At 44.7% G+C, this 25,904-nt stretch carries 18 protein-coding genes; 9 read left to right on the top strand and 9 right to left on the bottom strand.

Annotation, left to right across the window (positions count from 1 at the left end; translation table 11 throughout):
• Window positions 1-149: 149 nt before the first annotated feature.
• Both QUB24_RS08905 and QUB24_RS08910 read right to left on the bottom strand, forming a co-directional pair.
• On the bottom strand, window positions 150-695 hold the full coding sequence (locus QUB24_RS08905; protein ID WP_333152557.1) for a hypothetical protein: 546 nt from the start codon (window positions 693-695) through the stop codon (window positions 150-152).
• 1 nt (window position 696) lies between these two features.
• Window positions 697-2,031 carry an AAA family ATPase gene (locus QUB24_RS08910; protein WP_333152559.1) on the bottom strand — a complete coding sequence of 445 codons (1,335 nt, stop codon included), beginning with the start codon at window positions 2,029-2,031 and terminating at the stop codon, window positions 697-699.
• 74 nt (window positions 2,032-2,105) lie between these two features.
• Here QUB24_RS08910 and QUB24_RS08915 point away from each other — a divergent pair, with 74 nt between their 5' ends.
• Window positions 2,106-3,695, top strand: a complete 1,590-nt coding sequence (locus tag QUB24_RS08915) for an Hsp70 family protein (protein WP_333152561.1) — start codon at window positions 2,106-2,108, stop codon at window positions 3,693-3,695.
• A 74-nt stretch (window positions 3,696-3,769) separates the two neighbouring features.
• A complete protein-coding gene (locus QUB24_RS08920; protein WP_333152563.1) occupies window positions 3,770-4,597 on the top strand; it encodes a YwqG family protein in 828 nt (275 codons plus the stop codon).
• 188 nt (window positions 4,598-4,785) lie between these two features.
• Here the strand turns inward: QUB24_RS08920 and QUB24_RS08925 are convergent, their stop codons facing one another.
• From QUB24_RS08925 to ftsH3, 3 genes are all read right to left on the bottom strand, one after another.
• Window positions 4,786-5,307: a L,D-transpeptidase gene (locus QUB24_RS08925; protein ID WP_333152565.1), complete on the bottom strand. Its 522-nt coding sequence runs from the start codon at window positions 5,305-5,307 to the stop codon at window positions 4,786-4,788.
• Window positions 5,308-5,408: 101 nt separating this feature from the next.
• Entirely contained in the window at window positions 5,409-6,047 is a 639-nt protein-coding gene (locus QUB24_RS08930; protein ID WP_333152567.1) for a bifunctional 4-hydroxy-2-oxoglutarate aldolase/2-dehydro-3-deoxy-phosphogluconate aldolase, read from the bottom strand.
• A 956-nt stretch (window positions 6,048-7,003) separates the two neighbouring features.
• Window positions 7,004-8,842, bottom strand: a complete 1,839-nt coding sequence (gene ftsH3 / locus QUB24_RS08935) for an ATP-dependent zinc metalloprotease FtsH3 (RefSeq protein ID WP_006633639.1) — start codon at window positions 8,840-8,842, stop codon at window positions 7,004-7,006.
• A gap of 286 nt (window positions 8,843-9,128) precedes the next feature.
• Here ftsH3 and QUB24_RS08940 point away from each other — a divergent pair, with 286 nt between their 5' ends.
• The 6 genes from QUB24_RS08940 (at window position 9,129) to QUB24_RS08965 (ending at window position 21,590) form a co-directional block, all read left to right on the top strand.
• Window positions 9,129-9,422, top strand: a complete 294-nt coding sequence (locus QUB24_RS08940; protein ID WP_333152570.1) for a hypothetical protein — start codon at window positions 9,129-9,131, stop codon at window positions 9,420-9,422.
• A 184-nt stretch (window positions 9,423-9,606) separates the two neighbouring features.
• The gene (locus QUB24_RS08945) at window positions 9,607-10,248 is read left to right on the top strand and encodes an IS607 family transposase (RefSeq protein WP_333152572.1); all 642 of its coding nucleotides are present in this window, start codon (window positions 9,607-9,609) and stop codon (window positions 10,246-10,248) included.
• Window positions 10,211-11,440 carry a transposase gene (locus QUB24_RS08950; RefSeq protein WP_333152574.1) on the top strand — a complete coding sequence of 410 codons (1,230 nt, stop codon included), beginning with the start codon at window positions 10,211-10,213 and terminating at the stop codon, window positions 11,438-11,440. Before QUB24_RS08945 ends, QUB24_RS08950 begins: the two co-directional genes overlap by 38 nt.
• Before the next feature lie 196 nt (window positions 11,441-11,636).
• On the top strand, window positions 11,637-20,054 hold the full coding sequence (locus QUB24_RS08955) for a glycosyltransferase (protein WP_333152575.1): 8,418 nt from the start codon (window positions 11,637-11,639) through the stop codon (window positions 20,052-20,054).
• A 142-nt stretch (window positions 20,055-20,196) separates the two neighbouring features.
• Window positions 20,197-20,361: a hypothetical protein gene (locus QUB24_RS08960; protein WP_333152577.1), complete on the top strand. Its 165-nt coding sequence runs from the start codon at window positions 20,197-20,199 to the stop codon at window positions 20,359-20,361.
• A gap of 155 nt (window positions 20,362-20,516) precedes the next feature.
• Window positions 20,517-21,590 carry an AbiJ-related protein gene (locus QUB24_RS08965; protein WP_333152579.1) on the top strand — a complete coding sequence of 358 codons (1,074 nt, stop codon included), beginning with the start codon at window positions 20,517-20,519 and terminating at the stop codon, window positions 21,588-21,590.
• 105 nt (window positions 21,591-21,695) lie between these two features.
• On the opposite strand, the gene QUB24_RS08970 is transcribed toward QUB24_RS08965, so the two are convergent.
• The 4 genes from QUB24_RS08970 to QUB24_RS08985 all read right to left on the bottom strand — a co-directional run bounded on the left by QUB24_RS08970 (window position 21,696) and on the right by QUB24_RS08985 (window position 24,673).
• The gene (locus tag QUB24_RS08970) at window positions 21,696-22,025 is read right to left on the bottom strand and encodes a type II toxin-antitoxin system PemK/MazF family toxin (RefSeq protein WP_333152581.1); all 330 of its coding nucleotides are present in this window, start codon (window positions 22,023-22,025) and stop codon (window positions 21,696-21,698) included.
• Window positions 22,009-22,206, bottom strand: a complete 198-nt coding sequence (locus QUB24_RS08975) for a hypothetical protein (protein WP_293178791.1) — start codon at window positions 22,204-22,206, stop codon at window positions 22,009-22,011. The genes QUB24_RS08970 and QUB24_RS08975 overlap by 17 nt, the downstream gene beginning before the upstream one ends.
• Window positions 22,207-22,324: 118 nt before the next feature.
• Window positions 22,325-23,218, bottom strand: coding sequence for a CNNM domain-containing protein (locus tag QUB24_RS08980; RefSeq protein WP_333152583.1), 894 nt, complete (start codon window positions 23,216-23,218; stop codon window positions 22,325-22,327).
• Window positions 23,219-23,587: 369 nt separating this feature from the next.
• Window positions 23,588-24,673, bottom strand: coding sequence for a hypothetical protein (locus tag QUB24_RS08985; protein WP_333152585.1), 1,086 nt, complete (start codon window positions 24,671-24,673; stop codon window positions 23,588-23,590).
• A gap of 114 nt (window positions 24,674-24,787) precedes the next feature.
• Between QUB24_RS08985 and QUB24_RS08990 the strand changes: the two genes are divergently transcribed.
• A complete protein-coding gene (locus QUB24_RS08990; RefSeq protein ID WP_333152587.1) occupies window positions 24,788-25,705 on the top strand; it encodes a YihY/virulence factor BrkB family protein in 918 nt (305 codons plus the stop codon).
• Window positions 25,706-25,904: the final 199 nt, after the last annotated feature.

The following is a 25,904-nucleotide window of genomic DNA, read 5'->3' on the forward strand; positions in this document are numbered from 1 at the left end:
TTAGTCATTCCCAATTTTTTAATCTAAAATGTAAAATGGTATGAGTTTTGTGCCGCTTATTAAAGTGGCGCGCCTTTGTGGCAACGAAAAATTGGTAAAATGGCGATCGCACGGACGATCCTACTAACTTGGAATTACTCTAAATCTACTCAGTTGTGTGCTTTCTGAAATCCGAGCGATCGTTCTCTTTCAGGTTCAGCACCATTTTGCAGCCAATCAAGGGGTTTTTCTGCTATTTTGCCTGGGTTTACCCATATAATATCTTTAAGCAGATCGACATCTACTGCTACTTTAGCAAAACTTTGTCTCACTGTGTCATCAAGTGAAATTACTGTGCGATCGGTAGCGATCGCAGCTTCCACCAACCGCAAATCTTTAACCATTACTTCCCGCTCTTTATCGCTCTCGGCTATTGCTTCTACTTGACACCACAAATCATTATCTACCGCGATATCGCAGGGACATAATTTCTTCTTGGCCACCATCCGGCGCAGCCATATACGAGCAGATTTTGATTGATGTTTGTTCCACTCATCTCTAATATCTGGAGTCATCACAACTCGGTGAGAAAGATCCAAGACAGCTTCGAGAAAATCCCGACAGTAAACCGATATGGGATAGGTTGCATCTTCTCCACCAGCAGCACGCGCAACAGAAGCATCTATTACCAGGCGTTTAGAAACTTTATCTGCCATGTTAACGCTTCCACAAAACAGCTTCTGCTGCATCCAAATAGCGGTTTTCTAGATGCAAAGAAACATCGCCCAAATCTTCAGGCCAATCTCCAAAAGCTCCCGTCTCGTCTAAATCGGCACTGCTGACTTCTGTAACACCCTCGTCGCGCCGTTTAAACCAGTGAAGTTTTACTAAATCCGGTAGTATTTTACCCTCGGCAACTAACGATTGAACTGCTAAAAGCAGCAATTCGCTGTGAGTTTCTAGAACTACTCGCACACCTCTATTTGCAGCATCCACTAAGATTTGTGCTAAAGCAACTTGAGCGCGAGGATGCAAGTGAATTTCCGGCTGTTCTAGATAAACTAATTGTCCTGGTTCTGCTACTAGCAAGGCAACTAAAACAGGCAAAGTTTGCGATACTCCCAAGCCAACATCAGCAATACTAACAGTATCGCTTGCACTCCCGCTGCGGGATAAACGACCTACTAGCAGTTCAATTTGTACGTCATTAATCTGTCTGGCTTCAACTTTCCAGTTAAGTTCTAATAACTCTAAAGCTTGACCCAATTTTATCAGTCGATCGTCTTTTGTTTCTTGCCAGTAATTAACTATACTAGCAACATAATTTTCAAAAAGACCCGGAAATTCACTGCCAACTCCTGCGGTATTGTAGGTGCGTCCTGGATTGCCTCTCAACCCCGGAACGTGGACGATGCGGCGAATATGTTTGGGGAAATTCGCCGAATAGGGTGAATCAAACTGACTGTCGCCAAATTGCAAATCTAGAAAACATCGGACATTACTCACACTCAATAATGGCGGTTCTTCGTAGGAGTTATAATCTAACAATAAATTGTAAGTTTCAGCCAGATATTCGGAAATAATTTTCAGCAATTCTTGATGCTGCATTCCTGGAAAAATAGTAATATTTTCACCATCGAAATTAGGAATACAGTAAGTCGCTTTAACAACTTTAAGCCCGTGCTTGGGCTGCTTTCTGAATAAGCTGATAAAAAAATTATCTGTGTCTATATTCAGCCTGAGAGAAAACTCATCCCTGTATTTTTCTGGAGAAAGTTTAGACAATACCTGTTCTGCTGATGTAAATTTAACATTAGGCCCGTCAAGTTTTAAACCACCGGGGTCGTAAGGGGCTTCTAGCGTTTGCTTCATCAGCAATAGTGGCTGCATGATGCTAGACTTACCAGAACTGTTGGCACCGGCTAGAATTGTCAGCGATCGCACTTCAATCTGGCACTCTTCGTAAATAGACTTGTAGCCGCATACTGCAATTTCAGTAATTCCCTGTACAGGCTCTTCGTTCTCGGTTTCAAAGAAAGTGGATTGAGTCATAATATTATGTTGGTCTTTGCCGCTCCAAATACCATATTATAATCTAATCCCTAGTAGCTGTGTATTTTGGCTGAATGACGATCGCAATTGACTTTGGAACTAGCAACACCGTCGTCGCTCGCTGGAATCAAGCCCTCCAGCAGCCCGAAACTTTAAAATTACCGGGATTGTCGGCAATCTCGGCTCAAAATCCGCCCCTAATTCCCAGTTTACTCTACGTTGAGGACGCTGCTCAAAGTAAAGTCATACTCGGTCAGCAAGTCCGCGACAAAGGCCTGGATTTGAGTGGAGATTCTCGGTTTTTTCGCAATTTTAAGCGGGGAATTGGCACTTCTGTTCAGGGTTTTGTGCCGGAAATTGACGGGCAACTAATTACTTTTGAACAAGTAGGCGAGTGGTATTTGAGCCAAATTGTAAACTCAATTCGCGAAGTGCCTTTGCCCGTAGATTCTTTGATTTTTACAGTGCCTGTAGATAGTTTTGAAGCTTACCGCCATTGGTTGGGCAAAGTGTCTCAATCTCTGGAAGTAGAACAGGTGCGGATGTTGGACGAACCTACGGCGGCTGCTTTGGGTTACGGTTTAGCCGATCGCGAAAATCTGTTAGTCATTGATTTCGGAGGCGGCACACTCGATCTTTCTTTGGTGCGTTTGGACGCTTCCTCCAACAAAAAGCCCCTCGGTTTTATTCTTAAGTGGGGCGAAAAGCTATTAGCTGAATCTTCAGCGCAAAAAACAAAAGTTGCCCGGGTTTTGGCTAAAGCCGGACAAAATTTAGGCGGTTCTGATATTGATAATTGGCTAGTTGACTATTTTGTGCAAACAAAAGGGCTGGCAAAATCTCCCATTACAACGAGATTGGCAGAACGGTTAAAGATTCAGTTATCTTTAGTGAATCAGGCAGTTGAGGTTTATTTTGATGACGAAAATTTTGAGATTTACGAATTAGAATTAGACCGAACTCGTTTTGAATCTATCCTCGCGGAACATCAGTTTTTTGACAAACTAGACGAGTGCATGAATCAAGTATTGCAGCAAGCGCGGCGCCAAGGCTTAGAAATTGGCGACATCGACGCAGTTTTGCTAGTTGGCGGTACTGTCCAAATTCCCGCTGTTCAGAGTTGGGTGCAGCAATATTTCGAGTCGGCAAAAATTCGCTGCGACAAACCCTTTGAGGCGATCGCGCAAGGTGCTCTGCAACTGAGTCAAGGCATAGAAATCAAAGATTTTCTCTATCACAGTTACGGCATTCGCTACTGGAACCGCCGCGACAATTGCCACAGTTGGCACAGTTTAATTAAATCGGGCCAGTCTTATCCGATGAGCGAACCGGTAGAATTAGTCTTGGGGGCTTCTTTAGAAAATCAGCCAAGTATAGAATTAATTATCGGCGAATTGGGAGCGGAAACTGGCGGCACGGAGATATATTTTGACGGCGACAGGCTAATTACTCGCCAACTCGCGGGTCAAACATCGGTACAGCCTCTAAATGATAAAGAAGGAGCCCGCAGTATCGCTCAATTGACGCCGCCTGGGTATCCAGGGAGCGATCGCATAAAAGTTTTGTTCCGCGTTGACGAACAAAGGTTTTTGCGAATTACCGTGGAAGATTTGCTGACAAATGAAACTTTGTTAGAGGATAAACCCGTGGTGCAGCTAAGTTAGGAATAGGTTTTACAGGTAAGGTGCGCTTCGGTGCACCCTACTGATTGCGTTAAAAAAAAAATTGTTAAAAGCAGATGAACTACAAACTAGAATTTCCACTCTCTCCCGAACTAGAAAACTATCGCTGCAGAATCGAAGCTACCATTAAACCTTACATCGAAATTCAAACCCAGAATAATGATGAGGTTAATTGGTGGCAGAGTAAATTTGGGGGATTGCCTTATTTACCTAAAAGCTTTGAGTATCCAAAAACTCCTGACGGTAAATATTTATTTTTGCTAGCGCAACTCAACTTTGATGAAATACCGCCTTTAGATGGTTTTCCCGATCGGGGAATTTTGCAGTTCTATATAGCTGACGATGACCTATATGGTTTAAATTTGGACAATTCTGCTAATGCAGATAATCATACAATCGAAGACAAATTCAAAATAATCTATTTTCCTCAGCCCGACTTCCAAGTTGAAAACATTATTACCAATTATGATTTTTTGCCGGAACCAGAATATTTTCCCGTGCATGGCTGCTGCAACTTGCAATTTACTAAAAAATATGCGCCGATTAGTACCAATGACTACCAATTTACCGAACTTTTAGGCGGGGAAATCCATGAGTTATTTATGAACCAGGAAATTTGGGATGAGTACCTAGAAATATCGCAATCCGTTGGTCATAAAATAGGTGGTTATCCTGATTTTACACAAGAGGACGTAAGAAAATATCGTAGTAACTCCGAGCAAAAACACAAGCTAGACATTCTTTTATTGCAAATGGATACCGATTGCAATGAGACAGTAGATATCATGTGGGGAGACACTGGTGTAGGTAACTTTTTTATTGATGAATCAGCACTCAGAGAATTAGATTTTAGTGAGGTTTTATATAATTGGGATTGTGCTTGAAGGCAGTAATGAAGTAAGCAAGCTAAAAAAACCCGAACTGATGAACTCCGATCGAAGAAACCGAGTGTTTGACCGAATCTAGGGCTGTAACGCAGTATTTCGCAAAAAAACCCGGTTTCTGACCACCGGTGCATAAGTTCTAATAATGTTCGACTATGCCCCATGCCCGATGCCCAATTCCCAATTCCCTAAACCTGAGATTTGTGCACCACCACGGGTGTTCCCACCGAGGCCCATTCAAATAGCCATTTAGCGTGATTGACAGCTACATTGGTGCAGCCATGAGTAACGGGATTGCCAAACAAATTGTGCCAGTAAGCGCCGTGAATTGCCATGCCTCCGTCGTAATACATTGTATAGGGAACGTCGGGCACGTCGTAGTCCGGCCCAGTCATTCTCGTAACGCGGTGTTTGGTTTCAACGGCAAAGGTTCCCGTGCGGGTGGGAGTCGCTGATTTGCCGCTGGAAATAATCACCGCGTAAACGGGTGTATTTCCTTCCCAAGCTATTAACCTTTGTCTTGACAAATCTATTTCAATCCAGCGTTCGCTGGATTGCTGCAACTGCATAATTTTATTGGCAATTGTGTTGTGCTGTTCGCTGGCAAATGCGGTCATTGAACCGCCGCAGAATGTAGCAAAAGTGAGGGCGCAGCCGGCACAGAAAGTTCCAGCGCGACGGAAGTAAGTTGAGTTAATAATCCTGTTCATTCCTTACACCTCGTACTATTTTAGATTTTAGATTTTAGATTTTAGATGGGCTTGTCCTATTTTAGATTGTAGATTTGAAATGTTGGATTGGGAAACAGGGCTTAACAAGTTGTTAAGTTTTGGGTAATATCTCGTGCAATTTGGACGATCGCCCGCCAATCTCCATTTTCCACTAAGTGTTTAGGAAATAACTCTCCGGCTAAACCAACGGCGATCGCCCCGGCGTCAATAAATACTTTCGCATTTTCCAGCGTCACCCCGCCAGTGGGAATTAAAGGAATGTTTCCCAGGGGGCCTTGCAGGCTTTTCAGGTAAGCCGCGCCTCCCAAAGCCGATATCGGAAACACTTTAACGCAGGTAGCGCCTGCTTGCCACGCGGTTACAATTTCCGTGGGAGAAAAAGCACCTGGGACGATCGGCACTCCGGCGTCAACTGCTGTTTTAATCATCGCTACATCGGTGTGCGGAGTAAACAGAAATTGAGCGCCGCAGTCTATTGCTTGCTGCAACTGTTCTAAGTTTAATAAAGTGCCGGTTCCAATACTAAAAGTTGGGAATTCGGATCGGAGTTCGGCAATTAATTCAGCAGCTTTGTGGGTATTCCAAGTAATTTCAATAAATTGGATTCCGCCTGCTGCTACCGATGATGCCATCTGCCGAGCGAGTTCTTTTTCGGAGGAACGAATGACGGCGATCGCGCGGTGTTTTTTTAGTAGTGTCAACCAAGATTGATGATTCATACAATTTTAGATTTTAGATTTTAGATTTTAGAATTCGGCGTGCTCAGTCGAAGGATTTTAAATTGGGCAGATCCCAAATTTGAAACTCATATCATTCTGACTCGCCTATAATTTTAATACAGGTTGCTAACTTCGATATATGGCAAATTACAATATGTGCGGCGTTCAATTTTTAACGGACAACCTAGGCAACAAAACCGCTGCAATTGTTGACCTCAAAAACCACAGAGATTTTTGAGCTGACGTGCTGGCTGAATGCGGCGAACCGACAGACTTTCTGTTTTTATATCAATTCCTGTTGTATCGGAATGATGAAACCGCTCTTGACACAGAGGATACAGAGAAAGGGAAGAGAGAGATGAATACAGGACGATGCCAACGGATTTGATATTAGTTGAGTCTCAAGGCTAAAAAGTCGTGGTGCTGCTTGACTTCCAGTACCCAGACGATAAGCTGTTGTGCATTTTAATTGAATGTCAAAAAATAATCTAAGCTTTGTGGGGTGGGCCGTCTAGCCCGCCCTGAATATGCAATTTAAATGCGTGACAGCTTATCTGGGAGGATGTTTACGACTGTCTGATTATTGAATCTAGAAAAGATGAACCAAGAGTTCCCTGGGAAGAAGTTAAGCGCTAGCTGCTGGAAAAAGGTATGCTGAATGTCTGATATCATGTCCGATCGATTGACCATAATATCCCGGCCGGGCGGGTTTTTGAGATTGTCAATTATTGGCCGATATTATTGGTGAACCCGCCCCTACCTGATTTCGGGCGAAGCGACCGGAAATAATATCATTCTTTAGATTAAATCTAAAATCCCAAATTTAAAATCTAAAATCGCTCGCACTTAACCCATAAAAAAATCGGGGCGATTCCAGACAATCCCAGAATCACCCCAATTATTGATTTCAAACTTTAGATTTAATCTAAAATCCAAAATCCCCAATCCAAAATTGATTAGGCGATCGTCGCCATTTTCACATCGCTATTAGCTAACAAATTTTGCAATTCATCAGCATCCACAGTTTCCTTTTCAACTAGCATATCTGCCAAAGCATTAAGGACGTGGCGGTTGCCGACGAGTACATCTTTAGCGCGACGGTAAGCTTGTTCTACCAACAAACGCACTTCATCGTCGATCGTCGCTGCGGTTTCTTCAGAGAAATCCCGTTCAGCCATGATATCGCGACCCATGAACATATTGCCTTGTTGGCGACCGAGAGCTACAGGGCCTAGCCGATCGCTCATTCCGAAGCGAGTCACCATTTGCCGCGCTACTCTTGCCACTTGCTGCAAGTCGTTCGACGCCCCAGTCGTTACTTCTTCCTCGCCGAAGACAATTTCTTCAGCAATGCGGCCGCCCAAAGCTACCGCCATTTGATTTTGCAAGTAAGACCGAGAATACAAGCCAGAATCCATCCGATCTTCGCTGGGTGTGAACCAAGTCAAACCGCCAGCGCGGCCGCGGGGGATAATGCTAATTTTCTGCACGGGGTCATAATCGGGCATCAGCGCGCCGACTAAAGCGTGACCTGCTTCGTGGTAAGCTACTAAGGTTTTGCGCTTTTCGCTCATCACGCGGTCTTTCTTTTCCGGGCCTGCGAGCACGCGGTCGATCGCATCGTTGACTTCATCCATCGAGACTTCGGTCAAGTTGCGGCGGGCGGCTAAAATTGCTGCTTCGTTGAGTAGGTTGGACAAATCCGCACCGGTGAAACCGGGTGTCCGGCGGGCGATTTTTTCCAAGTCCACGTCTTTTGACAAAGTTTTGCCGCGGGCGTGAACGTTGAGAATTTCTAGGCGGCCTCCGAAGTCGGGGCGATCGACTACAACTTGGCGATCGAAGCGACCCGGACGCAGCAGCGCGGCATCGAGCACGTCGGGGCGGTTCGTGGCAGCAATTAAAATGATGCCAGTATTGCCCTCAAAGCCGTCCATTTCCGTCAGCAACTGGTTCAGGGTTTGTTCCCGTTCGTCGTTACCACCGCCCAAACCAGCGCCCCGCTGGCGGCCTACTGCGTCAATTTCATCGATAAATACGATACACGGAGCGTTCGATTTAGCTTGTTCAAACAAGTCGCGGACGCGGGAAGCACCGACACCCACGAACATTTCCACAAATTCTGAACCGGAAATCGAGAAGAAGGGAACGCCGGCTTCTCCAGCCACTGCTTTTGCCAGCAGGGTTTTGCCTGTTCCGGGAGGGCCCACCAGCAGCACGCCTTTGGGGATTTTTGCTCCGACTGCGGTGAAGCGGTCTGCATTTTTCAGGAAGTCCACGACTTCTGCGAGCTCTAGCTTGGCTTGTTCGATGCCGGCCACGTCGCCGAAAGTCACCTGAGTTTGTGGCTCCATTTGGACTCTAGCTTTGGATTTGCCGAAGTTCATGGCTTGGTTGCCGGGCCCGTTTTGCGCGCGCCGCACCAGGAAAAACAGTCCGACCAAAAGCAGAATTGGGAAGAACAGGCTGCTGAGGGCTTTTACCCAGAAGCCTTCGTCGCTTTGGGGCAGAACTGAAATATCTACGTTATTCTTGGTCAGGATGTTGATCAGTTCGGGGTCGTTGGGCAGGTTAACGAGTACCTTGTTGCCGTCCTGGGCTGTGACCAGGGCTTTGCTGCGATCGGAACTGATATTTATTTTGTCTACTCTCTTGCCTTCGACTTCCTGAATGAATTGACTGTACTTCCAAACTTCGCGGCTTGGGGGCTGTTTGTCAAAAAAAGCCGTTGCTAAGGCAATGACTACAATAGCCAGCAGTGCGTACAGGCCAGCGTTTCTCCACCGTTTATTCACCGAGGTCGATCCTCCTAATTTTTAGTCCCTGTGATTTGGGAATTTTTATTTATGTTCATCAATCTTAACGTAATTGTAACTTGTTTTTGTGTGGTGAGGAATCCCGGCCATGCTGTGGCGGTCTGAGGTCGCGGGAACAGAACTTCTCATCGGTCTGTGAATTTGCTGTTATCGATACAATATTAAATGATTTTTGTCAAGACTTGGCGCCCCCTAGCCCACAAGGTTTTCGGCGATCGGCGGGCAATTTTCAGTTAATCTAGTAGAAACCAAGCAGTGAGCAGCGATGGGAATTACCTACACTACCTTAAAAATTAGAAATTTTTTGACTGACAGCGAGATAGTGGAACTGGAGGCAAAAGTAGATACAGGAGCGACGATGTTGGTTTTGCCAGAATCAACTGCTGCACAGTTTAACTTCCCTAAGATTAGGAAGCAGATAGTTAAGTATGCTAACGAGGAGACGGCCCAAAGAGATATTGTTGGTGGGGTGGAAGTGGAAGTGTGCGGTAGGAAAGGTTGGTTTGAAGGGATCTCGTCCAACCTGGGAAAAAGTATGCTTTACTCGGTGCTATTGTGATGGAGACGCTCGATTTGATTGTCGATCCCAGAGGGTTGCAAATATATCCAAATCCTCGCTCTCCGAATATGCCGATGACTGAGATAGAGTAGAGTAATCCCTAGGACGATATTTTCTTAGACATTTCCCTAATAAGTCAGATAATCGGTGTAGGAGAGAGTGGTTCACGTAAAATAAACCTAATATGGCCAAATATGTACCACCAAGAATTGCTATTCAACGACTTGGAGTATGTTCAAAAACCCTTGAGCGGTGGGAAAAAGAAGGGAAAATCAAAGCGTACAGAACACCATCAGGACAGCGACGATACGACTGTGACTCAGTTGTCAATATTCCATCTACTAAACCAACCATCCTCTACGCCAGAGTTAGCAGTCGAAGTCAAAAAGCCGACCTTCTACGACAGACTGACTTTCTTCTGTCTCGCTACCCCGGATGTGAAATTATCCAAGACATCGGGAGCGGCCTCAATTTCAAACGGAAAGGTCTTATCGCCCTACTGGAACACATTTACACAGGCGACATCGGAATGGTTGTCATTGCCTCAAAAGATAAATTGTGTCGATTCGGGTTCGATCTTATCTCATGGTTTGCGGGGCGGGGCGGATGTAAAATTCTGGTTCTCAACAATTGCACACTTAGTCCAGAAAGAGAAAGGGTTCAAGACATACTCGCAATCATCCATGTCTTCAGTTGTCGATTGTACGGACTCAGAAAGTACAAAAAGCAAATCATTGAAGACTCTGACCTACCGAGTGTACCCAAAGGGGGAAACCAAGAAAATCTGGATGTTGAGAATTCATGCCAATCGCAAAGTTTACAATAACGCAATTTCTTACCTCAACCAACATCAAGGAAAGTTTACCTATTACACTGTTGACAAAAAGACTAATCAGCCAGTTTTGAAAACTTCTGGGAAGCAAGCATTTCGGAGTTTCTGTAAAACTTTGGGTTACGAGATAATCCCTGAATGGTGCAAAGAGCTAGGAATAGCTCATGGCTTAGATAACGCCCTCTTCGAGGCTTATACAGCTTGGAAGAAAACTGACAAACAACCAACTCACATAGGTAAAGGGAAAAAGGCGAAAATCAATCCTTTAGCTGGACTAAGACTAGCCAAATTCAGGTCGATTCGATCCCAAAAACAGACCATTCAGTTTGACCCGGGTGATTATAAGAACGGTCATCTCATGGCTAACGCTAGCAAGGGTTTAGAAAAACCTCTTTGGACTGGGCAAGATTTTTGCTTAATCAATTACGACAAAGCTGTAGAAGTCACTTACAATAAAGGACGTTGGTTTGTGAATATGCCTGTAGAGATGGACGTTCCAGCATCGAGAAATGGTGGCAAGACCATCGCACTCGATCCAGGACTGCGCTGTTTTTTGACCGGGTTTGATGGCAATTATTTCACTGAATTTGGGAAACATGACTTGGGACGAATTGCTAGATTGTGTCAGCATTTAGATAAAATTCAATCCAAGCGTGACAAATTGAAAGGTTCGGTATTTTCCCGATTGCGTTACCGACTAAAGCAAGCAATGGAGAAAATAAGAACTAAAATCAAAAACTTGCGCTCAGAAGCTCACAAACAAGTAGGAAGTTACTTGGCGCGTAATTACGATGTCATTTACTTGCCACACTTTGAGACTTCTGAGATGGTGGCAAGAGGAAGTCGCCAACTTAATTCTAAGTCGGCAAGAGCAATGATGACTTGGGCTTTCTATCAGTTCTCACAAACCTTAGAGCATCTCTGTAATCGTTACGGTTCGAGATTGGTTAGAGTAACTGAGGAATATACCTCCAAAACTTGTACAAAATGTGGTCATATTCATAAAAAGTTGGGTGGCTCTAAAACTTTTAAATGCCCCAATTGTGTTCGTGAAATACCCCGTGATTTTAATGGCGCTTTAGGGATTTTCCTTAAAGCTTTGTGGGATACCACCATACTCTCAGACGTGTCTGATGAGTGTGCTATATTTGGATTCTCTCAGGTTGTCGGAGATGGTCTGGATTAAAAGTATCAGCAATATGATATTAATTGTGCTATTTGCTGAAAAAAACTAGCTTAGGAGTAAATTCAGCTCCAAATATTTCTGTTTGGCGGCTAGCTCCGACGTATAAATCGAGTAAGCTCATTCCTCGCCTGAAGTCCAAGGGCGATATCCCATTTTTTCCAATAACTCCTTGAACCACACAGTAGAGTAACTAAGCATGGTTGACAACAAACCCCTAGTGAGCATTGGGATGCCAGTTTACAATGGCGAGCGTTACATAAGGCTTGCCCTAGATTCCCTTTTAGCACAGGATTATGAAAATTTTAAGATTATTATATCAGATAATGCCTCTACCGATAGAACCCCTCAGATTTGTCAGGAGTATGCAGCTATATATCAAAATATTCACTATTACAGAAATGCTACTAACTTAGGTTCAGCAAAGAACTTTAACCGCACCTTTCAACAGTCATTGGGCAAATACTTTATGTGGGCAGCCCACGATGATTTGTGGGAGAAAACCTATATCAGCAGGTGCGTAGCCCAGCTAGAGGATAATCATTCCGCAGTCCTTTGTTGCAGCGAAATTACGTTCCTTAATGAAGAGGGTAGCGTCAGATATGATTGGACTCTATCGTTTCGGAATTTAGAAACTTTAGGGATGACTCTTTCAGAGCGAGTGCATCAGCTCATCTCGCGTGTTGGTTGGTTCGCAATTTACGGTGTCATTCGCTCAGAGAGTTTAAAAAAAACAAACTTATTCCTTGAAAAATATGGTACTGATGTAATTTTATTATTGGAATTATTGCTGTTGGGCGAATTTGTTAAAGTTCCCGAAAGGTTATTTTATTACCGCATCCCAGAAAAGCCCAAGGAAGCTCAGGAATACATGAAGGATATCGATCCGCTTCAATGCGATCGAGAACCAGAACAGCCTTATACCTTTTTAGCACGGGAGCTACTAAAAGTTGTACTTGATTCAAAGCTGGAGGAAGTAACCAAGTGTAGGATTCGGAAGGAATTTATTGAGACTTTATGTTTTCAAAACTTGGACTGGCGATCGCGCATTTTTAAAGAACATCAGTCACCACCTGAAATCCCGGCCTCGCCTCAACAACTGCGCGAGTTCATCGAAGGCGTGTTCGCGCTGGAACTCCGCAAAGAAATAGAGCCTAAAATTTACCATGAAATAACTATGATACCTACACAAGTTTCTCTGCTAACTTCAGAGTTTGATGCCTATTATGCTCGGATTCGAGAACCGAAGAAAAGAACAGCTATATCCTATGATGTCGGCACAGAAGAGAATATTTCTCAACGGCTCCGCCAGTTAGGAATTCAGTTAGAAGATTACGAGATTGATGTAGCAGAATATCAGCGATATTTTCAAGCTGCACGTTATCGAGAAGATTTCCCGCACTACTATCTTTCAAATATCCATGAAAAATCTTTAGAACACTACATAGCAGCGCAGCTATTGCAATTGAATAGCGATGACATATACATTGATATTGCTAGCCAGCGCAGCCCAGTCCCAGCAATATATAATCGACTTTTTGGAACAAAGGTATATCGACAATACCTTGATTACCCACCTGGATTGAATGGAGAAACAATTGGGGGGGATGCGGCCAATATGCCGGTACCGAATGAATTTGCTACAAAAATGGCCCTCCACTGCTCGTTTGAGCATTTTGAAGGCGATTCAGACATTGGCTTTGTGCAGGAAGCAGCTCGCATCCTAAAGCCAGGAGGTGCTGTTTGTATTTTGCCTCTTTATCTTGCTGAAGAGTACGCGATTCAGACCGATCCTGTGATTTCAGTGTCGCAAGGAGTTAAATTTGAAGACGATGCTGTAATTTACTGTGCATCAGGCTGGCAAAATCGTCACGGTCGATTCTACGATCCCGAACATTTGATTGCGAGAATTGCTAATAACTTAAATGGTATTAGCCTCAAAATTTACAGAATTAAAAATGCTCAACAAGTCGATGAATCTTGTTATGTTCGGTTTGTAGCAATGCTCACCAAGCCCAAGAGCGCTCCCAGAGAGAGGAATTTATCTCTATTGCAAGAAGTAAGTGCGGGCAACGCTGCTGAGGAAAGCAAAGATAAAAAAGCTCTGGTCTTTTTCCCGCACAATCCTTATCCTCCCCAAACAGGCGCTCACAAAAGATGTATGGAAATGCTGGAGGCGCTCAAAGAATTGGGGTACGACATTACCCTGTTCAGTTATCCCGCGTTTGCAGATAATCCTTGGGAAGCTAGCAGCATTAATGACTTGCAAAATAAATTTGGCGTGAAAGTTGTGGTTGCTCCCTGCAGCCAAGCCGATCGACAATATATGGCGCAAATCAACGCTCGCAGTCGAGGTGCTTTCAACTGGGAAATTTATACTCCGCCGGGATTGCGCGACAGTTTTCGCCAGGTTTTTGCCGCTTTGTTGCCACAGGTTGTTGTAACCAATTACTCGCTTTGGGGAAAACTGGCAATTGGTGATGAGTTTAAGTCAGCAGTCACGATTATAGATACGATCGATTTGTTTACTCTCAATTTTAAAATGCGGCAAGCTGTAGGGCGCTATATTGGCAATAGTCCGATCGCTCCACACCAAATAAATCCGAAAGTATTAGAAGAGGATTTTTATTCTCAGCTACAGCTTGATGCTGATGCTGACGAGTATGCGATTTTTGACGAATATGATTGCGCGATCGCCATTGCTCCCCGCGAAGCACAGGCTATGCGAAAACACGCGCATCGAACTCAAGTTGAGTACATTCCGATGACGTTTGCTGCGGAGTCACTGAACAATAGTTATACAGGTGTTCCGCTGTTTGCAATTGGAGACAACCCTTTTAACGTGCAAGGGTACTTGTATTTTGCCGCCAAGGTGTTGCCTCTGGTGCGATCGCAACTTCCAGAATTTAGCCTACAAGTGGTAGGCACTGGTTGCAAGCGTTTGGTTGCACTGGAAGGAGTTCAGTTACTAGGCTTCGTTCCCGATCTCAAGCCATTGTATACAGAAAGCCGATTCGCCTTGTGTCCGCTGATTGGCGGTACAGGACAGCAGGTGAAAATTGTAGAAGCAATGGCGCACGGCTTACCAGTTATTGTCTTGCGAAATGTGGCGCACAGCTCTCCCATTGAACACGGCGTCAATGGCTTGATTGCTAACAATGCGGCAGAATTTGCTGAGTATACAATTCAACTATTTCGCAATCCGCAGCTCTGCCGCCAATTGGGACAGGCGGCGCGGGAGACTATTGCTAAAAATTTTTCGAGACAGGTGTTAGTGGAACGCCTGAAACAGATGATTGAAACTGCTCAGCGCCTCCCATCGGTTGTCAAACCAATTTTTATTGTAGACGGCGTATTTTTCCAGTTAAATAATACAGGAATAGCTAGCGTCTGGAAATCGGTGCTGGGAGAATGGGCTGCTAATGGTTTTGCTAAACATATCATAGTTCTCGATCGCGCTGGAACTGCTCCTAAAATTCCAGGCATTCAGTATCGAACTGTGCCGCCATACAACTACGCGAAAAGCGATGCAGAACGCCAAATGCTACAGCAAATCTGCGATGAAGAAAGGGCAGATTTGTTTATCTCCACCTATTACACTACGCCCGTATCAACGCCCTCTATTTTCATGGGATATGACATGATTCCAGAGGTAGTGGGACAGGATTTAGATAATCACCTGTGGATAGAAAAGCATACTGCCATCCGCCACGCATCGGCATACATCACGATTTCCGAAAATACATCACGCGATTTAGTAAGGTTTTTTCCGCACATTGCTCCCGCTTCCATAACGGTCGCTCACTGTGGAATTAAAAATAATTTTTCGCCTGCTAGTCCCGCAGAAATTGAGGTCTTTAAGTATGAGTTTGGTATAGCAAAGCCCTACTTTCTCTTAGTTGGGGAGCGAATTGGCTGGAAGGGCTATAAAAACGGACTATTGTTTTTTAAAGCATTTTCCCAATTTCACAGCAGCAGTGAATTTGAGATAGTTTGTACTGGGGGTGTTCCTACTTTAGAAGAGGAGTTGAAAGCGTACAGCAAAGAAACTAAGGTTCACCTCTTGAGGCTGAGCGACGAGCAGTTGAGGTGTGCTTATTCGGGCGCTGTAGCATTTGTTTATCCTTCCGCCTATGAAGGCTTTGGACTCCCCGTACTTGAGGCAATGGCCTGCGGGTGTCCAACTATTACTTGCCCAAATGCGTCTATTCCCGAAGTAGCAGGATCGGCAGCGCTATATGTCAATTACAATGACGTTGGCGGGCTCGTGAAGGCTCTGGGCGAAGTCCAAAAGCCTGAAATTCGCTCAGCCCTGATTGCGGCCGGTTTAGAACGCTCCAAACAATTTTCTTGGTCAAAAATGGCTAATACTATGGAAGCAGCCTTGATGCAAACTGCTACTGCACTCAGTTCAAAGCGATCGCCCGAAAAGAGTACCATCCCTGGTGCAGTTCAGACTCTATCCACAGGGTTTCCCGAAATTAACCCTGTCCCTACCAATATTTGCCGACCTTTTTGGTCTGTAATGATTCCGACATACAACCGGGTAAAATATTTAGAGCAAGCGTTAAAAAGCGTCTTGCAACAGGCTCCAAGTTCTGAGGAAATGCAGATTGAAGTTGTTAACGATTGCTCGAACCAATCTATCCAAGATGAAATGGAGGCAATTGTTAAAGCTGTAGGTGGTGGACGAGTTAATTTTTATCGACATCCAGAGCAAGATATCGGCCAAACTGCTATCTTTAATCTCTGCATTCAACGATCGCAGGGTCAGTGGGTTCATATTTTGCACGACGACGATGTTGTATTACCTGGTTTTTACAGCCGCTTGCGAGAAGGTATAGAAAAAGAACCGAGCGTTGGTGCAGCTTTTTGCCGCCACATTTATACAGACGAAGCAGGAAATCAGCGTTGGGTATCTTGGTTAGAAAGAGAAACTCCAGGGATACTTAGTGATTGGTTAGAACAGATTATTGTTATGTGTCGGCTGCAAGCTTCTCCTATTGCAGTTAAACGCAGCGTTTACGAAAATCTGGGCGGTTTCTGCCCTCAAGCTGGTGCTGCTTCTGATTGGGAGATGTGGAAGCGAATTGCAGTGCATTATCCGATTTGGTACGAACCTGAACCGCTAGCTTGGTATCGCCAACATTCTTCGTCAGACAATACTCGCTTGCTCAAATCAGGCGGACTAATAGCTGACGTGCGAAGATCGATCGAGATTTCTCAATCCTACTTGCCAAGCGCGATCGCAGATAAGTTATCGAATCAAGCCAGAGAACATTATGCTTTGTATGCCTTAAATACAGCCAAGAAACTCCTGACAGACGGAGACTCGGAGGGTGCGATCGCTCAAATTCGAGAGGGACTAAAGTGCAGTCAATCTGCCCAACTAAAAGAGGCATTAGTTTCACTACTATTGCTTGGTGAATCTCATCAACCTTCTACCGGATTTTCAAGCTCAGTCAATCAGCAACAAAAAGACTCAAGTAACGAATCAGCTTCGGTCAACAGTCAACCTACCCGCAAACAAATTGCTGATATCTGGCTTAATTTACCAGCCGAACAAGTTGCAAGTGCCTTTGCAGGCGATGTCGGCAAACAGCACCAAGCGCTGCTGGCCAGCGACATTAGATATGAACCGCTAACGGATACAGAAGAGACTTTTGTGAGCGAATTAGTCGCAAATGTGGCGAAAGGATTTAACGAGCCAAAAGCCATCAATTACCTGCTCGCAGCCATGCTGTACCGACGGGCAGACCAATTGCCGCTCAAGTACGATCGCGCTACAGTGCCTAATTGGTTCGCCAACGAATATCTCAAATTCATGTTTACTTGTCCGAACGTATTTCAAACCAGAGGAGAAGCAGACACTTACTATCAATTCATCCAAGGCTGGATTGATTACTTACATACTAATTTGTTCAAAAATGCCGAGTCGCCACTGTGGCAGAATATTGCTTTGTTGTTCGCGCAAGTTGCGAACTTTATCCCGCTGTACTTTACCACGGCAAACCTACGCGATATTTACACCAAACGGGCGGAAATTATTGAGTTTTCGCTCAAAAATCGCGGCTGTTCAATTGATTGTATCTTCCCGTCGCGATCGCCAAATCGGACAAAAATCCGCGTCGGCATCATCAACGACCATTTCGCGCCGCAAACCGAAACCTTCGCTACCATCCCGGTTTTCGAGCATTTAAACCGCAACGAGTTCGAGATTTACCTGTACGCGCTCAACACCAGCGGCCACCGATTAGAACAATACTGCCAAAGTCGCGCCGACAAACTGGTTTCACTCCCGAAAGACTTTGCATCGCAAGTCCAAACAATCCGCGCCGACGACTTAGATATCCTGTTTTTCGGTACGAATTTAACAGCTATTAACAAACCGCTGACTTCACTAGCAATCCACCGTTTAGCGCGGGTACAAACTACATCTTTCTGTTCCCCGACTACCACGGGAATCCGGCACATGGATTACTACATCGCAGGTCAATTTACCGCGCCGGATGCTAGTTATCAAGAACAATATCGCGAACAGTTGGCTGTTCTCGAAGGCAGCGGTTTTTGTTTCACATACGCAACAGAATCGGAAGTTGCTACAGTTAAACCTACCCGCCAAAGTCTGGGGATTTCCGACAATACAACAGTTTTTATCTCCGGCGCCAACTTCTACAAAATTCTGCCGGAGTTGAGGGAGAGTTGGGTAAAGATTCTAGCTGCTGTACCCGATTCAATCTTGATTTTATATCCCTTCGGGCCGGCTTGGACTCGCACTTATCCGGCCACACCTTTTGTTAACAATCTGAACGCTGTCTGCGCTAAATACGGCGTCAATAACAACCGCTTGCGGTTCGTAAAACAACTGCCTAGTCGCGCGGATGTGAAAGAATTTTTGCAGCTAGCAGATGTTTATCTCGATTCCTATCCTTATGCTGGGGCAACATCGTTAATTGATCCTTTGCAAGTAGGATTGCCGGCGGTGGTTGTGGAAGGAAATGCTTTGCGGTTCCGCCAAGGTTCGGCGATGCTGCGGGAACTGCAAATGTCTGATTTAATTGCGTATGACGAAGCATCTTACATTCAGCTAGCCGTTACCCTCGGCACTAACCCGCAATTGCGGCAGCAAAAACGCCAGGAAATTCAGCAGAAAATGCAAGGCAATCCGCGCTGTTTTGACAGTGTGGCATACTCTGGGGCGATCGGCAAATTATTCCAAGAACTCTTTGGCAACTGGCAAACCAGCCACCTGGAAGCATCGCGCAACTTACAGGATAGCATTCCCAAGCAGCCAGATTTTGACGAGATTCTCTCGAACACCGTTAACCTTTATCAGAGAAACTCATCAAACATCTCAGCAATATCCGAACTGCGTCAAATCCGCAAACAAATCGCTGATTTTTGGCTGAACGTTCCCGCCGAAAACCTCGAAACCGCCTACAAAAGCGCTTCAGGTAACAGCTATAAAATCCTGCTCAAGAGCGGCTTTCAACGTCAAGCGATGATGGAAAGCGAACAAATGTTTTTGCAGCAATTAACCCAGATTAGCAAAGGATTAGTGCATCCCAAAGCTGTCAACGCCTTGCTGGCGGCGATGCTGTATTTCCCGCCGGAAACCATGCGAATTCCCGACGCTCGCAACCGTTTGCCACACTGGTTAATTGTGGATTACGAACAAGTTTTTGAGACGGAAGCCACCGTCAATTCTGAGTCAACTTCTGACTTGCTAGCTCAATACATTCAATCGCCACAATTTGCCAATCAACTGTTAGGATGCGTCAATCTTTACCGCATCGATCCGTCAGACGAATCTGTTGTTTTGGAACTTCGCCAAATCAGAAAACAAATGGCTGATTTTTGGCTGACTGTTCCTTCAGAGAAACTCGAAACTTTATACCGAGGAGAGGTTCGCAAGGGATATCAAGCAATACTTAGCTGCGGCTTGCAAGCAGAATCGATGACGGAAGCCGAACAGCAGTTTTTGCATAAATTGACCGAAATTAGCAAAGGGTTGGTGCAGCCTCAAGCTATCAATGCTCTGCTGGGGGCGATGCTGTATTTTGTACCCGGAAAAATGCGGGTTCCCGATGCTCGCACCCGCTTGCCGCAGTGGTTGGTTGAAGATTACGAAAAGGTGTTTGAAAGCGCATTTACGACAACAGAACAACCACTTGTCAAACAAAATTATCTGCCACAGTTTCTCAATCAATTAATTGCTGCCGTCAATCTCTATGAAATCGACCCGACGGCTGAATTGGTAATAGCAGATCTGCGGCATATTCGCAAGCAAATTGCCGATTTGTGGCTGAGCGTTTCCGGCGAACAAGTAGAAGTTTTGTACCGGAGCGATTTTGGTAAGGGTTACAAAGCAATGTTGGGCAGTGGGTTTATTAACGAGCCGCTGCATGAGAGCGAGCGCGAGTTTTTTAACTCGTTGGTTGTTGAGTTGAGTAAAGGGTTTGGAGCGCCTAAAGCTGTAAATAATTTGTTGGCGGCGATGCTGTATTGTCGCCCTGGACAGTTGCGGGTTCAAGATGCGAATACTTGTTTGCCTCCGTGGTTGTTGGCGGATTACGAGCAGTTGGTTGGGGGTGCGATCGAGCTTGCTGTGAAGTAAAGGGATCTCGCGTAGGGCGGGCAGCGGCTCGCCCGACAAGATATCGAAATGGGATTCAAGGGCGATCGAGCTTGCTGTTGCTTGAAAAAGTGCGATCGCGCCGCTGTTTGTATCGGGTTTATTGGTAAAATATCTCTAATTAATGATTAACGGTGGCAAGGGTGTAGCGAATACAGTGCGAACCAGCACTTATCGATCAAGTAATGATGTCCGTATTTATGGCGATCGCCTGCTCAAGGCAATGCTGGTAATTCTAGTCCTCTGGGGTATCGTCAGTGGGCTCCACTGGCCACCCCAAATGCAATAGTTGATGGCGGGATTAACGGCACTCCTCAGCGCTCAAACAGTAAGGATGCTAATCGTAAAACCGACTTTTCCAAGTATTGTATAATTTTTTTTAATAGAGAGCTGATTTTTATACTTGTTATAATAAAATATTTTGTAAATTCACTCGCTAGAATTATGCGGATTACTGAACTAACTAGACGAAATATTATTGAAGCTCTCTTACGAAAGAACATCTATGGTAGGCTTGAACTTTTTGATTTTTTAAACCTGACTTGGAACTTGTCAGAAATGCCCTCTACAGATAGTCGATTTGAAAATGCTGCTGGTGATATCTGGCAACACATGGTAAATAACAATGATTGGGAGGAAGACTATTTATTCTTCAGGTGTCTTGATATTCTTCAATTACCAGATCAGCGTTTTTTACATTTCCTAGAGCAGGTAATACACCCTATTGTTCGAGCTTCTGAGACTCAAGCGGAGTACGCTGAGCTCATCAATTCATACTTAGTCCATGATGGATATCGACTAAATGCAACAGAGCAGATGTCTGGTTGTCCAGTTTATAAAGCTACTAGGCTACAAGGAGGTGTACCTAGTCGAGTTAAGAATTTGATATTTGCTTCAAACGGGCATAAGCCAGAGATTGTCTTGGTTGATGCTGTGAATAATGATATTCGGATTACTCGAAATGAAAAAAACTGCTTAGTTTATGAAGAATCAGTACCATCATCAGGTTTATCCTGGTCTAATTTAGTCCAATGGTGGGCAGCACTCACTAACACAGATCCTATTAGTAGTGAAACGGAGAAATCTTTACGTGAGCGATTATCTGACTCACTTGAGTCTGAGCCTGAACGTTTATTGTTTAATAGCTATTTTCAAAGAATCCATCCATTGATGCAGGAACCACCAGCTTTAATCCCTCAAATTTATTTGCACTATGACCCCTATACAGTTAGTGAGCGCAATGGGCAGAAAGTGCTACCCCGACAGCGTATGGATTTTCTCTTACTATTACCTAACTCACAGCGCGTGGTTATTGAAGTTGATGGTAAGCAGCATTATGCAAATAAGGACACAGCAAGTCCTCGGCTTTATGCTGAGATGGTTGCAGCCGATCGTGAATTAAAGTTGAGCGGATATGAAGTGTATCGTTTTGGTGGTTACGAGCTACAAGGAGATCCCGGAAAGCAAGTTGTAGAAGATTTTTTTCGCAAACTTTTTGTGCGACATGGATTACTTTAGGGCTTACGCAAGTAACACAATAGAGGTTGAGAGTATCAAATAATAAGCTATCGCCCTCCTTATGCGAAACCCGACAAACAGGAAATATTATACTGTATAGCTGCACTACAACCCTAACCAACCTCGAAGAGATTGCTCAAGTCGCTCAGCATCAGAATCCGCTAATTTGCCAATTGTCGTTACAACCAAGCTTTCCTGCACTGTATACAAACCTCGCTTGACTGCTGTAGCCACATTTAACCCTGCTGTTGACCATTCAGCAAGTACGAACTCACCCTCCTGTAAGGATGCAGTTTTGCTTGTCAATGGCACAATCATAATGTCTTGAGATACGTGCGGCGCACTCACAACAATTGCTGGTCTTACCTTAGAACTAGACAAGTCTGAAAAGGGATATCTAACCAAAATTAGGTCATTTTTAGAGTAGCTGGGCATAGACATCATCCTCAGTATTATCCCAAACTGTATCTAGTGATGTTTGACTGGCTTGAAGCCAAAACTCAGCTTCTTCATCAGGTAAGAGTGTTACTAATACTTTTGCCCCTTCGGGTAACTCTGATAACTCCAGCAGTTCAATTTTCCCTTGTCTAACAGTAGCCCAAAGTGTTTTTAGCATATCCACCTCATAAACTGTGCTTTATGCAATTTGCCGATTTCTGGTAGGTTGTCGCACTGAGCGACTAATTACAACCTAACACAGATAGATCGAGGAAGTATTTAAGCCTGATTTAGGATTAATTCAATACGAGTTCTGGATGTTGCGGCTCAAATAAGGGGCGAGTTACCTGACGCAGTAGGACTGTTTCTAAACTGCCTTCTACTACATTTTCTGCTTCTATTTCCAACTCGCCCCACAATAGCCGATCGCCTTGAGTGGGCATTTTACCTAAATTGTGGATCACGAATCCGGCGATGGTTTCGTAAGCTTGGTTAGTTGGCAGGTTTAAGCCGAGTTTTTCGTTAACTGCTGTCACTTCCCATAGACCAGAAATTAGTGCTGAATGAGCATCTTTTTGAACGAAAGTTGCCTGGGAAGGTGACATCAGCGGTTGAGACTCTTTACTGGTAATCCAACCGGTCAGCAGCCGCACGGTACCGTTGAGAATTGCTAGCAGCGGCCACAGTAATTTTGAGCAAAGTTCGAGGGCTGGCATCAGCAGCAAAGCGGTGCGTTCTGGGGCGTGGGTTGCTAATACTTTGGGGATTAGTTCTCCTAAGACTATTTCTACGTAAGTTACTAAGATAAAAGCTGCGGGAACTGCGATCGAATGAGCAGTCAGCACGGCCGACAAATGACCGATCGGCAATTTGTCGATCCACGGTTCGATCCAGTGTACAGTTGCTCCCTCACCCAACCAACCCAACAGCAAACTCCCTGCTGTTGTGCCAGTTTGAGTCACAGACAGGTAATGCGGTATGTTGTTCTGAGCTTGGTGGACGAGTTCGGCAGTTTTAGCGGTTGGGCGATCGTCCGAGTGGGCAAGTTGGCGGATTTGATGGCGATCGGCTGATACTAATGCTAGTTCTGAGGCCACAAAAAAGGCGATTAAAAGTGTTAAGCCCACCAACATTGCTAGCCTCAGCATTGTTTGAGCGACTTCTATTTCCAGGCAAGTAAGGTTGTTCAAGATAGATATCTAATATGATAGATGTTTTATGTTCATGCTTTTATTTTAGCTTGGGATTCAGATAGGTTTATCCCCTGAAATTTCGGATATCCCCACTACCCCTATTCCTAGGTGTGCATTGCACACCTTACCCGTAGAACTTGTAAACTCTTTCTCCTCTCTTCCTTCGCGCCCTTGGCGTCTTCGCGGTTCGTTTTAACTCAGATATTGCACTATTCTCAATTACTTGTTTAGGAACAGGCTTTCCGGCCTGTTCCACAAGAGATGAATTTTCTTGTGGAACAGGCCGGAAAGCCTGTTCTTGACAATGGTGCAAGATGTGAGTTAAAAAAAAGACTCTAATTCACCAAACCCCAACTCATTGCTGTATCAACTCTCCCTTATTTCCCGGAGCGAGTTAATTTCCGTAAAAGTCTGCACCGGATCGGACTTCAACCCGCCTTGAATGTAATTCAACTTCACTTCTTCTAACAAATCCGACAGCAGCGACTGCAATTCCCCAAGAGTTTTCTCATCTTGCAATTCCCGCCGCAAACTTTGATTAAATTCTTGGCTAAAATTATCTAGAATTTTTCGACCTTTATCGTCTTCATAAGTAGTAGATACCACATCCACAGCAGTTTGAGCCAAATAATTTGCTAGCTGTTCCGTCATCTCCGTGGGCAAAATATTAATCGGAGAGAAAGTTTGCAGGATTTGATAGAAATCCGACTGTTTGATTGTTGTTTCCAAATTGTGGTGCAGCAATTCTTCCAAATCCGGTTGCACCTGCGGCAAAACTTTGTAAATTGTCAGATCCAAAATCCGCTTAGTAATTTGTTCGATCGTATTTTCCTGATTGACGTGAAGGTACGGCTGCTGCGCCAGCAACATCTGCGCGGCGTCGCCCTGTTTGATCGAACTTTTAGCTTGATTGATAAACCGCACCATCATGTATTCCGACATCGTATTGGCTAAATAAGCCACCGGTTCGTAGGTAACTTGAGCAACTACGCGATCGAGATTCACCAAACCCGACTTGTGCAGCCGCACCAATACCGGCAGAATCCGCCACCCCTGCCAAATCGGGATCACCAGAAACACCTCGTACCAGCGCCTGAGCACAAAATCAAACCAAGTTACCCCCGGTTTACGGCGGGTGTGGAACAGACTTTTAATCAAAAATTCCGCCCCAAAAAAACCGATAAAAAACGTATCAATTCGCCAAAACTTGTCAGCGCTTTTCAAATATTCGGGATTTGCTAAACTCGAATCAATGCCTTTAATCGGGTCATAAATTTTAACTAAACCCGGAAAAAAGCTCTGATAAACAGGGCGCAACTGAAGGTAACTGAAATGGAAAAGCACCAGCAAGAAATTAACCAGCGCTACTAAGGCGCTCAATTTAGCCCAAGAAATTGTTTTTTTGGACGATTTTACATGGGTGCTGTTAACAGTTCTGTTGGAATCTAACATAAAAGTAATTTTCCGAGTTTGCTAATCGATAAATCTATCTTGTGGCCGACGCTAAAAAAACCCTAACCTATTAAAATCCCTTGGTGAACGCTAAGTATAAGGAAACCAAAAGCCGTGAAATTAAAAACAGTCATATCGCTGCTCAAACAAACTTTTACTGAATGGCAAGAAGATAAAGCGCCCACCTTAGCCGCGGCCCTAGCCTATTACACAGTCTTCTCCCTCGCCCCGCTGCTAATTATCGTAATTGCGATCGTCGGTGTAGTCTTTGGTGCAGAGGCAGCCGAAGGTCAAATCGTCGCCCAACTCCAAAGTTTAATCGGCAAAGATGGCGCCCAAACCGTCCAAGAGCTCATCCTCAAAGCCTCCGAACCAAAGTCGGGAATGATTGCTACTATAGTCGGCATCGCTACACTTTTGTGGGGCGCTTCCAACGTGTTTACTAATCTCAAAGAAGCCCTCAATACTATTTGGAATGTTTCACCGCCCCCCGGAAGAGGAATCTGGGGATTTCTGCAAGACCGCGTATTGTCTTTTGCCATGATTTTAGGCATAGGCTTTCTACTGCTAGTATCTTTAGTAATTAGTGCCATTTTAGCCGCCGTCAGCTATTGGTTGAACGGCTTGCTGCAATTACCAGTCGGCATTTGGCAGATTGTGGACTTTGCTCTCTCCTTTGGCGTAGTTACGCTGCTTTTTGCCTTAATTTACAAACTTTTGCCCGATGTCCATCTTGCCTGGAATGATGTTTGGATCGGCGCCGCCATCACCTCAGTCCTGTTTACGATCGGCAAATCCATAATTGGAGTTTACCTCGGAGGTAGCGGTATCGCCTCTACCTACGGTGCTGCGGGCTCGTTCGTGATTATCCTGCTTTGGATTAATTATTCCGCTCAAATTCTCTTCTTAGGTGCCGAGTTTACCCAAGTTTGGACTAACCGATACGGTTCCAGAATGCCCGGTTCGCGAAACAATATCCTAAACAGTGAAAACGGGGAATCCTCCGCACGCAAACCTCGGAAGAACTCTTAACATTACACAAACGGGAAATTTGAGGTTAAACCAGAATCCCTAGTTTGAGATAAGAAGCAAGAAGCAGAAGGCAGAAGGAAGAGGGAAAAAGGCAGAAGGCGGAAGGCGGAAAGAAAGAAAAATTTTGAATGCAATAATTTTGCTTTTTTTTCTCTGACCCTGTAACATTCTGTCTTCGGGACGACCGACTTCTGCTTTC

Source organism: Microcoleus sp. B9-D4, assembly GCF_036705105.1.
Lineage (GTDB): Bacteria > Cyanobacteriota > Cyanobacteriia > Cyanobacteriales > Microcoleaceae > Microcoleus.